We start from the raw sequence: 14,211 nt of genomic DNA on the forward strand, positions 1-14,211 counted from the left end.
TGGTCAGTTCTCAGCGCCTTTCTGCCGGCGCCGTCCGATGACGCCCTCGGTCCAGGGCCGCTCCTCGGTGTAGAGCGCCTCCTCGTCCGGCTTGGCGTGCCTGCCCCTTCCGGCGTTGTTCCCCTGCACACCGGGCGACCCCACCGGGGGGACGCCCATGCCGGCACCGCCCGTCGCGGCGCCGAGGCCCGGAACGCCGCGGCCGGCCCCCGCGGTTGCCGCCGCGGGCCCGGTCGCGCCGGGTCGTCCCGGCGCCGCTTCGGCCTCCACGGCCGGCTGCAGCGGCCCCGCCGTGATCACCGCACCGCCACGGCCGATGCCGCCGCCGGACAACTTCGGTTTTTGGCCGTTCGAGGCTGTCGGCGCGCCGGTCCAGGCGTGCGGATATCCCTTGGCGCCCGCCGGAACGCCTGTGGTGGCATTCCTCGACCAGTTCGGCATGGCAGGCATCGGCGAAAAGCCGGGGTAGCGGTCACTGGGCGACTCTGTCGGGAGGTCACCCAAGCCGTCTTCCCAATCCCCGTCCCAGGGCGGCTTCCCGTCCGGGGCGCCGGGGTCGGGAAGGTTGTTGCCCGGGTCGGGGAAACCGTCGCCGGGGTCCGGAAGACCATTGCCAGGCTCGGGGAAACCGTCGCCAGGGTCGGGGAAACCGTCGCCGGGGTCCGGAAGACCATTGCCAGGCTCGGGGAAACCGTCGCCGGGGTCCGGAAGACCATTGCCAGGCTCGGGAAGACCGTCGCCAGGGTCGGGAAGACCGTTGCCGGGGTCGGGAACCAGGTCGCCGAGGTCGGGCGGCGGCGCGGGCGGCGCCCAGGCGGTCGGGGGGCTTGACGGCTTGATCGGCGGCAGCGGCAGAGCCGCCTTCTTCTCGTATTCGGGCAACACCTCCTCCGACTTCTCCTGCAACCTCGCGTACTCCTGCTGAACTTGGTGTTGGATGATCGTGGCCCCGACGCCGGAGCCGGACGCTTTCGACCACATTTCATCGAGCTGGGCGATCTCCTCCGCCGTGGGGTGTTCGGCAAGTGCCCAGCGCTGTGTCGAGGCGACGTTGCGCGCCTGAGCCGCCATCGTGGCGCACTCGTCCGCCATTTCGTACAGCCAGGCCCGCTGCTGGTCGAAGTTGGCCTCGACCGCCTGACTCGCGTCGCCCGCCCAGTGGTCGAACGGCCGGAAGCGGCGGGCGGCCTCGAGCAAGGTCCGCTGATATGCGGTCCACGCGTCGGCGAATCGGTCGAATGATGCGCCCCGGTCGGTTGCCGCGATCTTCTGCGCCGCCTCTTTGACCGGGTAGTAGGGGGTGAAGAAATTCGCCGACATCAGCTCCTCGGCGACCGGCGGTGCCTCAACCGGCTCGACCGCGAACCCGGTGACCGCCGACAGTAAACGGCCGGTCAGGATGGACTGCCCAGCACTCTCGTCGACGTCCTCATATGCTTTGGCGACATTTCGCAGCGCCTCTGCCAGCCGCTGCCGCACCCGGTCGCCCACGCCCAAGTACAGCCGCATGTTGTCGGCGGACAGCGCGAGTTGGGCGGCGGCCGCGGTGACCATGTCCAACGCACAGGGTGCTTGGGGGTTGTCGCTCGGCGGTGCCGGGATCGGGGCCTCCAGCTCGGCGGCCCGGGCGATCAGCTCGTCGTGGTCGACCGTGAGGGTCAGCATTTGTGTCATGTCGGGTCTCTCCTTCGGGCTCGAGGGGGATAAAGTTCTTACACCTAAAGCCTCTTGCACCTGCTGACATTTGTGAAATGAATGGTTAGCATGCGACACATGCGCGAGACGCATATCGATAAGGTGGACCTGAATCTGCTTCCGCCCCTGACGGCCCTGCTCGAGGAGCGGCACGTCTCGCGCGCGGCGGAGCGGGCCCGGCTCAGCCAGCCGGCGATGAGCCGCGCGTTGCAGCGGTTGCGGCGACACTTCGGCGACGAGTTGCTGGTGCGCGGCCCGGACGGCTACTCGTTGACCCCGCGAGCCGAGCGGATCCGCGACCAGCTGGCGACGACCGTCACCCAGCTCGAGCAACTGTTTGCCAACGAATCCTTCGACCCGGCCACCGCAGCCCAATCGTTTCGCATGGCCATCACCGACTACGCGCTCTCCGCGTTCGGTCCCGCAGTCGTGCACTCCATCCTGGCGCAGTCACCGGCCTCCACGGTGCACTGCGAAGCCCTCGACTCGCGCGCGTTCGACAAGCTGGACGCTGGGACGCTTGACCTGGTGATCTACGGCCGCGCCGTGCCCGACCGGTACTGCAGCACACAGTTTTTCACCGATCAGTTCGTCTGCGTGGTGGCCGCCGACCACCCGCTCGCCGCGGAGACGGCTGTTTCGCTGTCGGCCTATCTGCGCTGGCCGCATGTGGACATCGCGCTCGACCAGCCGTGGATCGAGCGGGCGCTCGAGGCGCACGACGCCAAGCGCCGGATAGCGGTCCGGATGCCCTACTTCGCTCCGGGGCCAAACATGCTGCCCGGCACCGAGCTGATCCTGACGGTTCCGGCGCAGCTGGCCCGCGCCATCGCCGACCCGGCCCAGACCCGCGTGCTCACGGCCCCACCGGAGCTGGGCGAGCTACGGTCCGCCGCCGTCTGGCACCCGCGCCTCGACCAGGATCCGTCCCACCGCTGGCTGCGGCAGGTTGTCAGCGCCATCGCCACGGCGTCGGCGTCGCGTCCCGGCGGTTAGCCGGCCGGGTTGCGCCCGGTGAAGGCGACCAATTGCTCGAGCGCGCCGGCGTCGGCCGGGACGTCGATCGGGTCGTCGAACCCGGCACCGGCACGAATCTCCGGCCGGATGATGGTGCGCGCCAACCCCAGCACGTATTCGGACAGTGGTTCCGGGGCGTTGAGTTCGTGGCCCACCGCCGCGGCGTAATCCCAGGCGTGCACCAGGAATTCGACCGAGAAGATGCCGCACGCCGCCTTGGCGGGCATCTCGCTCTTGCCGAACGGCACCGTGCCGTCCAGGCCGCGGCGATGCCAGGCATCCAGCGCCGGCCGGGCCGCGGCGACCACCTGCCGTTCCACCGAATCGCCTTGCTCGCGCTCCGGCATAGCGGCGCCCACCATGCCCCCGAGCCCGGCGATCGACTTCAGCAGATGCTCGGTCAGCTGCGCCACGTCGAACTCGCTGCACGGCGTCCGCCGGGACAGATCGTCGGCCGGAATCGTGTGCAGCACGCGCTGCAGCACCCCGAGCGTGTCCTCGGCGCTGTGCAGTTCGTCGGTGGGCGGGGAATGTGGGCCGGGCCGCAAATCAGGAGCCATGTTTGCCACGCTACGGTCTCGATATGGCGCAAGCATACGAATCCGTCACGGTGGAAACCAAAGATCATGTCGCGCAGGTGACGCTGATCGGGCCGGGCAAGGGCAACGCGATGGGCCCGGCGTTCTGGTCGGAGATGCCGGAGCTGTTCGCGGCCCTGGACGCCGACCCCGAGGTGCGGGCCATCGTGCTGACCGGTTCGGGCAAGAACTTCAGCTACGGCCTGGACGTGCCCGCGATGGGCGGCTCGTTCACCCCGCTGCTGTCCGGCGACGCGCTGGCCGGCCCGCGCGCGGTCTTCCACCGCGAGGTCAAGCGCATGCAGGGCGCGATCACCGCCGTCGCGGACTGCCGCACCCCGACGATCGCGTCGGTACACGGCTGGTGCATCGGCGGCGGCGTCGACCTGATCTCCGCGGTCGACATCCGCTACGCCAGCGCCGACGCCAAATTCTCGGTGCGCGAGGTCAAGCTGGCGATCGTCGCCGACGTCGGCAGCCTGGCCCGGCTTCCGTACATCCTGAGCGACGGGCACCTGCGTGAGCTGGCGCTGACCGGCAAGGACATCGACGCGGCCCGGGCCGCGAAGATCGGCCTGGTCAACGACGTGTACGACGACGCCGACGCCACGCTGGCCGCCGCGCACGCCACCGCGGCCGAGATCGCCGCCAACCCGCCGCTGGCGGTACACGGCATCAAGGACGTGCTCGACCAGCAGCGCACCGCCGCCGTGTCGGAGAGCCTGCGCTACGTCGCCGCCTGGAACGCCGCCTTCCTGCCGTCGAAGGACCTGACCGAGGGCATCGCGGCGACCTTCGAGAAGCGCCCGCCGCGATTCACCGGGGAGTGATCCGGCGCCACGTACCCTCGCTGAGGTGACGACACCAGACGGCAAGATCCGCGTCCCAGCCGACCTGGACGCCGTGACGGCGATCGGCGACGAGGACTACTCCGAGATCGACAGCGCCGCCGTCGACCGGATTTGGGCGGCCGCGCGGCACTGGTATGAGGCAGGCTTCCAGCCGGCCATCCAGCTGTGCCTCCGTCGGCACGGGCGCGTCGTGCTCAACCGGGCGATCGGCCACGGCTGGGGCAACGCCCCGAGCGACCCGGCCGACGCCGAGAAGATCCCCGTCACGACGGACACGCCGTTCTGCGTCTACTCGGCAGCCAAGGGCATCGCGGCGACCGTGGTGCACATGCTCGTCGAGCGCGGCGTCTTCTCACTCGACGACCGGGTGTGCGACTACATCCCCACCTTCACCAGCCACGGCAAGCACCGGATCACCATCCGGCACGTGATGACGCACAGCGCCGGGCTGCCCTTCCCCACCGGACCCAAGCCGGACGTCAAACGCGCGGACGACCACGAATACGCGCAACAGAAGCTCGGTGAATTGCGGCCGATCTACCGCCCCGGGCTGTTCCACATGTACCACGCCCTGACCTGGGGTCCGCTGATCCGCGAGATCGTGTACGCGGCCACCGGCAAGGAAATTCGCGAAATTCTGGCCACCGAGATCCTCGACCCGCTCGGCTTCCGGTGGACGAACTTCGGTGTCGCCAAAGAAGACCTGCCACTGGTCGCGCCCAGCCACGCGACGGGGCGCCCGCTCCCGCCGATCGTGGCGCAGATCTTCCGCAAGGCGATCGGCGGAACCGTGCACGAGATGATCCCGATCACCAATACCCCGCTGTTCCTCACCACGATCATCCCGTCGTCCAACACGGTGTCAACCGCCAACGAGATGTCCCGGTTCGCCGAAATCTGGCGCCGCGGTGGCACTCTCGACGGCGTGCGGGTGCTGAGCCCGGAGACGATGTACGGCGCGGTCAAGGAATGCCGGCGACTGCGACCCGATTTCGCGGTCGGGCTGCAACCCGCCCGCTGGGGCACCGGTTTCATTCTCGGAACGGACCGGTGGGGACCGTTCGGGCTGCACGCGCCCAACGCGTTCGGCAACCTCGGCCTGGTCAACATCGCGATCTGGGCCGACCCCGCGCGCGGTCTGGCGGCCGGCGTGATCAGCAGCGGCAAGCCCGGCCGCGACCCGGAAGCCAAGCGCTACACCGCCCTGATGGACACCATCGCCGCCGAGATTCCCACCGATTGAGGGCACCCGGCGGTGGGAACACTGCCGGGATGGCTACCTACCGAGTGCTCAACCCCAAGGGCGACGTCGTCGCGACCAAGGACATCGAAAGCGCCGACAAAGCGCACGCCTGGTTCGCCGACGAGGCGGTCGAGGGCAACGAACTGGGCTGGCGTATGGAAGTCGAAGCCGACGGCCAATGGCGCTTCTTCGACAACAGCGAAGGCGACCGCAGCTACTAGGGTTTGCGGCCCGGCCCGCAGGGCACCCAAAGACATGGACTCTGAACGCTTCCGCAAGCTGCTGGATTCCCCCGGGCCGTTCGCGTCGGTCTACTTCGACGATTCGCACGACACCCACGACGCCGAAGCCCAGCTCGAGCTCAAATGGCGTGCGCTGAAAGAAGAACTCGACAGACAGGTCGCCGGCGCGGCGGTGATCGACGACATCGGGCGCGCTGTGCTGGGCCTGCGCCCGCCGATCGGCCGCAGCGGCCGGGGCGTGGTGGCGGGCTCCCAGGGCGTGCTCCTCAACGAGCACCTCACCCGGCCCACCGCCGAGACGGTCGTGCGCGTCTCCGAATTGCCTTTCGTGCTACCGATCGTCGAACTGGGCTTCGATCACCCGGACTATCTGCTGGTGGTGGCGGACCACACCGGCGCCGACATCACCGCCCACGTCAACGGCACCCTGCGCACCGAAACCGTTGACGGTGGCGGCTATCCCGTCCACAAGGCCGCCGGCGCCGAAACCGCCGGATACGGCGACCCGCAATTGCGCACCGACGAAGCCGCCCGCAAGAACGTGCGAGCCGTCGCCGACCGGGTCGGCGAGCTGGTCGACGACAAGTCGATCGAGATGATCTTCGTCGTCGGCGAGGTGCGGTCACGTTCGGACCTGCTGTCCGCCCTGCCAGATCGACTGCGCGAGCGGGCGATTCAGCTGCAGGTGGGTGCGCGACACAGCGGTCACGACGACGAAGAAGTTCGGCGGGCCATTGAAGCCGCGTTCGTCAGCCGACGGTTGCGGGTCATCGACGACGCGGCCGATCGGTTCACCGCCGAGGTAGGCCGGCAATCGGGGCTGGCCGCCGAGGGGCTGGGCGCGGTGTGCTCGGCCCTGCGCCAGGGCGCGGTGGACACGTTGATCATCGGTGACGTCGGCGACGCCACCGTGGTCGCCGACGCCGATCTGACGACCGTCGCCCCCAACGCGAACGTGTTGTCCGAGCAGGGCGCGGCCGCGGACAAGACGCTGCGCGCCGACGAGGCCCTGCCGCTGTTCGCGATTGCGGTCGGGGCGTCGCTGGTGCGCACCGACGAGCGGATCGCCCCGGCCGACGGCACCGGGGCACTGCTTCGCTACGCGCCGATGCTGCACCAGCCCGTCGGGTGACACGCGCGGTGGCGGAGGGATTTGAACCCCCGGACGGTGTTAGCCGTCTCTCGCTTTCAAGGCGAGTGCATTAGGCCGCTCTGCCACGCCACCGCCGATAAGCGTAACGGGGGTCGGTAGCGTGGCCACCATGCGCGCCATCGTCGCCGAATCCCCCGATCACCTTTCCTGGCAAGACGCGCCCGACGTGTCCGCTGGACCCGGCGAGGTGTTGATCAAGGTCGCCGCCGCCGGCGTGAACCGCGCCGACCTGCTGCAGGCCGCCGGTAAGTATCCGCCGCCGCCGGGCGCCAGCGACATCATCGGCATGGAGGTGTCCGGCGTGGTCGCCGACGCCGGCGAGGGTGTCACGGATTGGACTGTCGGACAAGACGTTTGCGCGCTGCTGGCGGGCGGCGGGTACGCCGAGTACGTCGCCGTTCCCGCCGGCCAGGTGATGCCGATCCCCTCTCGTGTCGACCTGATCGACGCGGCCGGGCTGCCGGAGGTGGCTTGTACGGTGTGGTCCAACCTGGTGCTCACCGCCCACCTGGGTGCGGGCCAGCTGCTGCTGCTGCACGGCGGCGCCAGCGGCATCGGAAGCCACGCGATCCAGGTCGCGCGGGCGTTGGGGGCCCGGGTGGCCGTCACGGCCCGTTCGGCGGAGAAGCTGGAATTCTGCCGTGAGCTGGGCGCCGAGATCACCATCAACTACCGCGACGAAGATTTCGTCGCGCGGCTGCAAGAAAGCGGCGGAGCCGACGTGATCCTCGACATCATGGGCGCCGCCTACCTGGACCGCAATATCGACGCCCTGGCCACCGACGGACAGCTGGTCATCATCGGCATGCAGGGCGGCATCAAGGGCGAGCTCAACATCGGCAAGCTCTTGGCGAAGCGCGCCCGGGTGATCGGCACCACGCTGCGTGCCCGCCCGGTGACCGGGCCCAACAGCAAGACCGAGATCGTGCAGGCGGTGATCGGCTCGGTCTGGCCGATGATCGCCGAGGGCCGCGTCCGGCCGATCATCGGCGCCCGCATGCCGATTCAGCAGGCCGGTGAGGCGCATCAACTGCTGACGTCGAGCAAGGTGACCGGAAAGATCGTGCTTACGGTCTAGCGGCCCGCAGGCTGGGGGTACCGCCCGCTCGCGGAACCGAAAGGCTCAGCCCAGGGACGCCAGCGCGCGCACCAACTGATCGACCTCGGCCGTCGTCGAGTAATGCGCCAGCCCGACGGTTACCGCTCCCCCGACGTCGTTGACGCCCAGCACGTCGAGCGCGCGGGAGTTCTCGTTGGTGACGGCCAGAATCCCGTTGTCCGCCAACCGCTGCACCACCCGCTCGGCGGGCACGCCGTTCAGGGCGAAGCTCACCACGGGTATCCGCACCTCCGGACGGCCGATGACCATGACCAACGGCAACGACCGCAACGACACCATGAGGTAATCGAAGATCCGGTTCAGATACGAACTGGCCGATTGCATCGACACCGACAGGCGTTCGCGCCGGCTGCCGCGGGCCGACTCGTCGAGCGCCGCCAGATACTCGATGCTGGCGACCACCCCGGCCAGCAGACCGAACTGGTGCGCGCCGATCTCGAGACGCGCCGCGCCGGTGGCCTTCGGGTCGGTCGAGATCGAGCTGAACGAATTGAGCAGTGCCGGATCGCGGAACACCACCGCGCCGATCGGCGGACCGCCCCACGCCAGGGCGTTCACCGCCACCACGTCGGCGTCGGTTTCCCGCACGTCGAGCAACCGGTACGGCGCCGCGGCGGAATGGTCGACCACCACCAGCCCGCCGACGTCGTGCACCAGCTTGGTCATCGCCCGAAGGTCAGTGACCGTGCCCAGCGTCGCGCACGCCTACGCGACGGCCACCAGCCTGGTCGATTTCCCGATCAAGCCCTCCCACTGCCAGGTCGGCAGCTCGCCGGTCTCGATGTCGATCTCGGCCCACTTCACCTTGGCGCCGTAGCGGTGCGCCGCCCGCAGCCAGGGCGCGATGTTCGCCTCGTCGTCCAGGCGGCTGACGATCACCTCGTAGCCCAGCCCCGCCCGCGAGGACGACGCCTCGGCCAGCGCCGACAGCAGGATCGCGCGGTCGGCCCCGAGCACCACGCCCGCCGGGTCCACATTGAACAGGTCGGCCACCGCCGCCCGCGCCGCCTCGAGGATGGCGGCGCTGCGCTGCGCGGACGGATGCGCGCCGACCGTGGTGGCGCTGGACCTGCGGAAGGCGGTCGAAACGGTGGTCGCGACGGAATCGGGGATGAGCATCCCGGTAGGCGCATCGAAGTGCACCCACCCGTCACCCAGCGACGGATGCAGTCCGCGCACCCGGGCGACGTCGTAAGCCATGCCAGCCACCTTAGAGCTTGCGCATTTCCGCGAAACTGTGACGGTAGCGGGTGCCCGGAACGCTCGAGCCGTTGAGGCCAGCCAGTGGCTTCGCAGGGGCAGGACACCCGGCCAGCCATACTAGTCGAGTGGGGCTCTGGTTCGGAACGCTGATCGCATTGTTTTTGCTGATAGCGCCCGGAGCGATCATCGCGCGTATCAGTCAGCTGAGTTGGCCCATCGCGGTCGCGGTGGGCCCGGCGCTGACCTACGGCGCCGTCGCGCTGGCGATCATCCCGTTCGGCGCAGTCGGAATCCCTTGGAACGGTTGGACGGCGCTGGCCACTCTGGTCGCGGTGTGCCTGGTGATGACGGCCCTGCAGCTGCTGCTCGGCCGCTACCGCGACACCGAGGCCGAGGCGCGGGGGATCGGCCGCTGGCCCGCAATCCTCGTCGCGGCCGGGGTGCTGCTGGGGTCCCTGCTCATCATGTGGGCGGCCTACCGCGGCCTGGCCACCCGGTGGCAGACCATCCCCAGCACCTGGGACGCCGTCTGGCACGCCAACGAGGTGCGGTTCATCCTCGACACCGGGCAGGCGTCGTCCACCCACATGGGCGAGCTGCGCAACGTCGAAACGCACCAGACGCTGTACTACCCGTCGGTGTTCCACGCGTGGGTGGCGGTGTTCTGTCAGCTCACCGGGGCCGCGCCCACCACCGGCTACACGCTGAGCTCGGTGGCGGCCTCGATCTGGCTGTTCCCCAGCAGCGCGGCGATGCTGACCTGGCGGCTGCTGCGCCCGCACTGGGGGCAATGGCGCACCGCCGGCGCGGCCGCCACCACCGCCGCACTGTCGGTGTCGTTCACGGCCCTCCCCTACGTCGAGTTCGGTGTCGCCGCGATGCCCAACCTGGCGGCCTACGGGGTCGTCGTCCCCACGTTCGTGCTGATCGCCTCGACGCTGCGCCACCGCGACCGCATCCCGGCCGCCGTGCTGGCCTTCGTGGGGGTGATGTCGGTCCACCTGACCGGCGGGTTCATCGTCGTGCTGTTCGTCGTCGCCTGGTGGATGTTCGACGTGCTGTGGCACCCCGTCCGCGCCCGCGTCGCCGACGCCGTGACGCTCGCCGGCGTGGCCGTGGCGACCGCGCTGATCCTGTTGCCGCAATTCATCAGCGTCCGCCAACAGGAAGACATCATCGCCGGGCACTCGTTTTTGACCAAGCTCAGCAAGAAGCGGGGGGTGTGGGACGCCGTCTTCCAGCACTCGCGTCACCTCAACGACTTCCCGTACCAGTACGGCCTGATGTCGCTGGCGATCCTCGGCGGGATCATCTTCGCCTACAAGAGGATCTGGTGGCCGCTGGCGCTGTGGCTGTTGCTCGTGGTGGTCGACGTCGACGCCGGAACGCCGCTCGGCGGCCCGGTCGGTGCGATTGCCGGTGCGTTCGGGGAGTTCTTCTACAAGGACCCGCGCCGGATCTCGGCCGCGATCACCCTGCTGCTGGAACCGATGGCCGGGGTCGCATTGTTTCTGACCGTCATGGTGGTGGTGGCCGGCGCCCAACGAGTCGCCGGCCGATTCAAACCCTTACCCGCGCCGGCGTGGACCGCGGCGACGGCGGTCCTGCTGGTGGCGACGACCGTCTTCACCGCCCGCCACTACTTCTATCGACACTTGGTGCTGTTCGGCGACAAGTACGACTCGGTGATGATCGACCAGCGCGACCTGATGGCCATGGCCTACCTGGCCACGCTGCCCGAGGCGCACAGCACCGTGATCGGCAACGCCAACACCGACGGCACTGCATGGATGTACGCCGTCGCCGACCTGCACCCGCTGTGGACCCATTACGACTACCCACAGCAGATGGGACCCGGCCCCAACCGCTACATCTTCTGGGCCTACGCCCGCAGGGGGGATTCCGACCCACGGGTGGTCGAGGCGATCAAAGCGCTCAACATCCGGTACATCTACACCAGCCAGCCGACGGTCCGCGGGTTCGCCGTACCCGACGGACTAGTGTCACTGGATAAATCGCAGTCGTGGACGCTGATCTACGACAATGGTGGAGCCCGAATCTACGAATGGCGCGGAAGCCGCGCGGCGCCGCACTCTTAGTCCGCAAAGGATGGTGATGGATTGACTACCCGCAACGACGACGATGGCATCGAGATCATCGGCGACGTGGATCCGCGGCTGACGTCGGCGCCGGAGGAAGACGCCGACGAGCACTCCCTGACCGATCTGGTTGAGCAGCCCGCGAAGGTGATGCGCATCGGGACGATGATCAAGCAACTGCTCGAGGAGGTGCGCGCCGCACCGCTCGACGAGGCCAGCCGCAACCGCCTACGCGAGATCCACGAGACCAGCATCCGCGAACTCGAGGAGGGGCTGGCTCCGGAACTGCGCGAAGAGCTCGACCGCCTCACCCTGCCGTTCAACGAGGACTCGGCGCCGTCGGACGCCGAATTGCGCATCGCCCAGGCCCAATTGGTCGGGTGGCTGGAAGGGCTGTTCCACGGCATCCAGACGGCGCTGTTCGCCCAGCAGATGGCCGCCCGCGCGCAGCTGGAGAACATGCGCCAGGGCGCGCTTCCCCCGGGTGTCAGCAAGCCGGGCGGGTCCGGGCACGGCCAGTACCTGTAAAGCGCAGCACGGTGGCGGGTCCTCACATCGAGACGCACAACGCGTGGGTGGAATTTCCCATTTTCGACGCGAAGTCGCGCTCCCTGAAGAAAGCCTTCCTGGGCAAGGCGGGCGGCACGATCGGGCGCAACAGCTCCAACGTGGTCGTCGTCGAGGCGCTACGGGACATCACCCTGTCCCTCGAGCTGGGCGACAGGGTCGGTCTGGTCGGCCACAACGGCGCCGGGAAATCGACTCTGCTGCGGCTGCTTTCGGGCATCTACGAACCCACCCGCGGCTGGGCGGAGGTCACCGGCCGGGTCGCACCCATCTTCGACCTGGGGGTCGGGATGGACCCCGAGATCTCCGGTTACGAGAACATCATCATCCGCGGGCTGTTTTTGGGGCAGACCCGAAAGCAGATGATGGCCAAGGTGGACGAGATCGCCGAGTTCACCGAGCTGGGCGACTACCTGTCGATGCCGCTGCGCACGTACTCCACCGGGATGCGGGTGCGGCTGGCGATGGGCGTGGTCACCAGCATCGACCCCGAGATCCTGCTGCTCGACGAAGGTCTGGGTGCGGTGGACGCCGACTTCATGAAGAAGGCACAGTCCCGGCTGCAGAGCCTGGTGGAGCGATCCGGAATCCTGGTGTTCGCCAGCCATTCCAACGAATTCCTCGCGCGGCTGTGCAAGACCGCGATGTGGATCGACCACGGGGTGATCCGGATGGCAGGGGGGATCGAAGAGGTGGTGCGCGCCTACGAGGGGGAGGACGCCGCCCGGCACGTGCGCGAGGTGCTGGCCGAAACGCGCAACGAGATATGACCGGAACCGTCATCGCCGTCGTCGTCACCCACCGGCGACCCGACGAGCTGGCCAAGTCGCTTGGCACGCTGAGCAGCCAGACGCGGCTACCCGACCACCTGATCGTCATCGACAACGACGGCCCCGGTTCCGGCCGGGTCAGCGATCTGGTTGCCGGCCAGCCGATCCCGACCACCTACCTGGCCTCCCGCCGAAACCTCGGCGGCGCAGGCGGTTTCGCCCTGGGAATGTTGCACGCACTGGCCCTGGGGGCCGACTGGGTGTGGCTGGCCGACGACGACGGGCGCCCACAGGACTCGCACGTGCTGGCAACCCTGCTAGCGTGCGCCGAAAGGCACGCCTTGGCCGAAGTGTCGCCGATGGTGTGCAACGCCGACGACCCGGAGCGGCTCGCGTTCCCGTTGCGCCGCGGCCTGGTATGGCGCAGGCGTGCAAGCGAATTGCGGACCGAAGCGGGACAGGACCTGCTGCCCGGGATAGCGTCGCTGTTCAACGGCGCGCTGTTCCGGGCGGAAACCCTGGAAGCGATCGGCGTCCCCGACTTGCGGCTGTTCATCCGGGGCGACGAGGTCGAGATGCACCGGCGCCTGGTGCGATCGGGCCTGCCGTTCGGCACCTGCCTGGACGCGATCTACCTGCACCCCTGCGGTTCCGCGGAATTCCGCCCGATCCTGGGCGGTCGCATGCACACCCAATACCCCGACGACCCCAACAAGCGGTTCTACACCTACCGCAACCGCGGCTACCTGTTGGCCCAACCGGGCCTGCGCAAGCTGCTGATCCAGGAATGGGTTCGGTTCGGCTGGTACTTCCTGGTGACCCGGCGCGACCCCAGGGGCCTGGCCGAGTGGATCCGGTTGCGCCGCTTGGGACGCCGCGAGCAATTCGGGTCGCCACCATCGGACCCGGGAGGACCCAGGTGACGTTTCTCGACGCGGCGGCCCAGTCGCGGACCTTCACCCGCGCCAGGGGCGATCTGGTGGCCGGTTTCCGCCGGCATGAGCTGTGGCTGCACCTGGGCTGGCAGGACATCAAGCAGCGCTACCGCCGCTCGGTGCTGGGACCGTTCTGGATCACCATCGCAACCGGCACCACGGCCGTCGCGATGGGCGGCCTGTATTCCAAGCTGTTTCACCTCCAGCTCTCCGTGCACCTGCCGTACGTCACGCTGGGTTTGATCATCTGGAACCTGATCAACGCGGCCATCCTCGAGGGGGCCGACGTCTTCGTCGCCAACGAGGGACTGATCAAGCAGCTGCCGACACCCCTGAGCGTGCACGTCTACCGGCTGGTGTGGCGGCAGATGATCCTGTTCGCGCACAACATCGTCATCTACGTCGTCATCGCGATCATCTTCCCCAAGCCGTGGTCGTGGGCGGATCTGTCGGTGATCCCGGCGCTGGGGCTGATCGTGCTCAATTGCATCTGGGTGTCACTGTGTTTCGGCATCCTGGCGACCCGCTACCGCGACATCGGCCCGCTGCTGTTCTCGGTTGTGCAGCTGCTGTTCTTCATGACGCCGATCATCTGGAACGACGACACCTTGCGGCAGCAGGGGGCGGGGCGCTGGTCGAGCATCGTCGAGCTCAACCCACTGCTGCACTACCTCGACATCGTTCGGGCCCCGCTGCTGGGCGCCCACCAGGAGCTGCGGCACTGGGCCGTGGTGGCGG

General features: G+C 68.6%; 13 protein-coding genes, 1 tRNA gene and 1 pseudogene. 11 read left to right on the forward strand and 4 right to left on the reverse strand.

The window, feature by feature from the left end:
- Positions 1–3: 3 nt before the first annotated feature.
- Complete coding sequence (locus A5713_RS11940) at positions 4–1,674, reverse strand: hypothetical protein (RefSeq protein WP_156751856.1); 1,671 nt, start codon at positions 1,672–1,674, stop codon at positions 4–6.
- A 99-nt stretch (positions 1,675–1,773) separates the two neighbouring features.
- Here A5713_RS11940 and A5713_RS11945 point away from each other — a divergent pair, with 99 nt between their 5' ends.
- Positions 1,774–2,691: a LysR family transcriptional regulator gene (locus tag A5713_RS11945; RefSeq protein WP_068095734.1), complete on the forward strand. Its 918-nt coding sequence runs from the start codon at positions 1,774–1,776 to the stop codon at positions 2,689–2,691.
- On the opposite strand, the gene A5713_RS11950 is transcribed toward A5713_RS11945, so the two are convergent.
- Entirely contained in the window at positions 2,688–3,272 is a 585-nt protein-coding gene (locus A5713_RS11950; protein WP_197516358.1) for a TIGR03086 family metal-binding protein, read from the reverse strand. The two genes, A5713_RS11945 and A5713_RS11950, sit on opposite strands and share 4 nt — an antisense overlap.
- Before the next feature lie 23 nt (positions 3,273–3,295).
- On the opposite strand from A5713_RS11950, the gene A5713_RS11955 reads away from it, so the two are divergent.
- The 4 genes from A5713_RS11955 to A5713_RS11970 are packed head-to-tail and all read left to right on the forward strand — an operon-like array spanning position 3,296 to position 6,758.
- The gene (locus tag A5713_RS11955; protein WP_068095740.1) at positions 3,296–4,120 is read left to right on the forward strand and encodes a crotonase/enoyl-CoA hydratase family protein; all 825 of its coding nucleotides are present in this window, start codon (positions 3,296–3,298) and stop codon (positions 4,118–4,120) included.
- Positions 4,121–4,145: 25 nt separating this feature from the next.
- Complete coding sequence (gene lipE, locus A5713_RS11960; RefSeq protein ID WP_068095741.1) at positions 4,146–5,384, forward strand: lipase LipE; 1,239 nt, start codon at positions 4,146–4,148, stop codon at positions 5,382–5,384.
- Between the two features lie 29 nt (positions 5,385–5,413).
- Positions 5,414–5,605, forward strand: a complete 192-nt coding sequence (locus tag A5713_RS11965; RefSeq protein WP_067920236.1) for a hypothetical protein — start codon at positions 5,414–5,416, stop codon at positions 5,603–5,605.
- A 34-nt stretch (positions 5,606–5,639) separates the two neighbouring features.
- Complete coding sequence (locus A5713_RS11970; protein WP_068095743.1) at positions 5,640–6,758, forward strand: hypothetical protein; 1,119 nt, start codon at positions 5,640–5,642, stop codon at positions 6,756–6,758.
- 6 nt (positions 6,759–6,764) lie between these two features.
- Here the strand turns inward: A5713_RS11970 and A5713_RS11975 are convergent.
- A tRNA-Ser gene (locus A5713_RS11975) sits at positions 6,765–6,851 on the reverse strand.
- 37 nt (positions 6,852–6,888) lie between these two features.
- On the opposite strand from A5713_RS11975, the gene A5713_RS11980 reads away from it, so the two are divergent.
- Complete coding sequence (locus tag A5713_RS11980) at positions 6,889–7,857, forward strand: NAD(P)H-quinone oxidoreductase (protein WP_068095782.1); 969 nt, start codon at positions 6,889–6,891, stop codon at positions 7,855–7,857.
- 45 nt (positions 7,858–7,902) lie between these two features.
- On the opposite strand, the pseudogene A5713_RS11985 reads toward A5713_RS11980, so the two are convergent.
- Positions 7,903–9,099, reverse strand: a pseudogene (locus A5713_RS11985) (cysteine desulfurase-like protein).
- Positions 9,100–9,227: 128 nt separating this feature from the next.
- On the opposite strand from A5713_RS11985, the gene A5713_RS11990 reads away from it, so the two are divergent.
- The 5 genes from A5713_RS11990 to A5713_RS12010 form a co-directional block, all read left to right on the forward strand.
- Positions 9,228–11,201, forward strand: coding sequence for a DUF6541 family protein (locus A5713_RS11990; protein WP_068095747.1), 1,974 nt, complete (start codon positions 9,228–9,230; stop codon positions 11,199–11,201).
- Positions 11,202–11,222: 21 nt separating this feature from the next.
- Positions 11,223–11,729 (forward strand): bacterial proteasome activator family protein, encoded by a 507-nt coding sequence (locus A5713_RS11995; protein ID WP_067920243.1) that lies wholly within the window; start codon positions 11,223–11,225, stop codon positions 11,727–11,729.
- A gap of 11 nt (positions 11,730–11,740) precedes the next feature.
- Entirely contained in the window at positions 11,741–12,538 is a 798-nt protein-coding gene (locus tag A5713_RS12000) for an ABC transporter ATP-binding protein (RefSeq protein ID WP_068095749.1), read from the forward strand.
- On the forward strand, positions 12,535–13,461 hold the full coding sequence (locus A5713_RS12005; protein ID WP_068095751.1) for a glycosyltransferase: 927 nt from the start codon (positions 12,535–12,537) through the stop codon (positions 13,459–13,461). The genes A5713_RS12000 and A5713_RS12005 overlap by 4 nt, the downstream gene beginning before the upstream one ends.
- Positions 13,458–14,211, forward strand: a 754-nt coding sequence (locus A5713_RS12010; RefSeq protein ID WP_068095756.1) for an ABC transporter permease, incomplete at its 3' end; no start/stop codon positions are given. The genes A5713_RS12005 and A5713_RS12010, both read left to right, overlap by 4 nt.

Origin of the sequence: Mycobacterium sp. E2497, from assembly GCF_001668695.1 — a bacterium.
In the GTDB taxonomy this organism is placed as follows: Bacteria; Actinomycetota; Actinomycetes; order Mycobacteriales; family Mycobacteriaceae; genus Mycobacterium.

What these genes read in the sequence shown, in the direction of transcription:
- A5713_RS11950 (WP_197516358.1), bottom strand. Translation starts at nt 3,272, where the DNA reads ATGGCTCCTGATTTGCGGCCCGGCCCACATTCCCCGCCCACCGACGAA.
- A5713_RS11965 (WP_067920236.1), top strand. Translation starts at nt 5,414, where the DNA reads ATGGCTACCTACCGAGTGCTCAACCCCAAGGGCGACGTCGTCGCGACC.
- A5713_RS11955 (WP_068095740.1), top strand. Translation starts at nt 3,296, where the DNA reads ATGGCGCAAGCATACGAATCCGTCACGGTGGAAACCAAAGATCATGTC.
- A5713_RS11945 (WP_068095734.1), top strand. Translation starts at nt 1,774, where the DNA reads ATGCGCGAGACGCATATCGATAAGGTGGACCTGAATCTGCTTCCGCCC.
- A5713_RS11970 (WP_068095743.1), top strand. Translation starts at nt 5,640, where the DNA reads ATGGACTCTGAACGCTTCCGCAAGCTGCTGGATTCCCCCGGGCCGTTC.
- A5713_RS12005 (WP_068095751.1), top strand. Translation starts at nt 12,535, where the DNA reads ATGACCGGAACCGTCATCGCCGTCGTCGTCACCCACCGGCGACCCGAC.
- A5713_RS11980 (WP_068095782.1), top strand. Translation starts at nt 6,889, where the DNA reads ATGCGCGCCATCGTCGCCGAATCCCCCGATCACCTTTCCTGGCAAGAC.
- A5713_RS11940 (WP_156751856.1), bottom strand. Translation starts at nt 1,674, where the DNA reads ATGACACAAATGCTGACCCTCACGGTCGACCACGACGAGCTGATCGCC.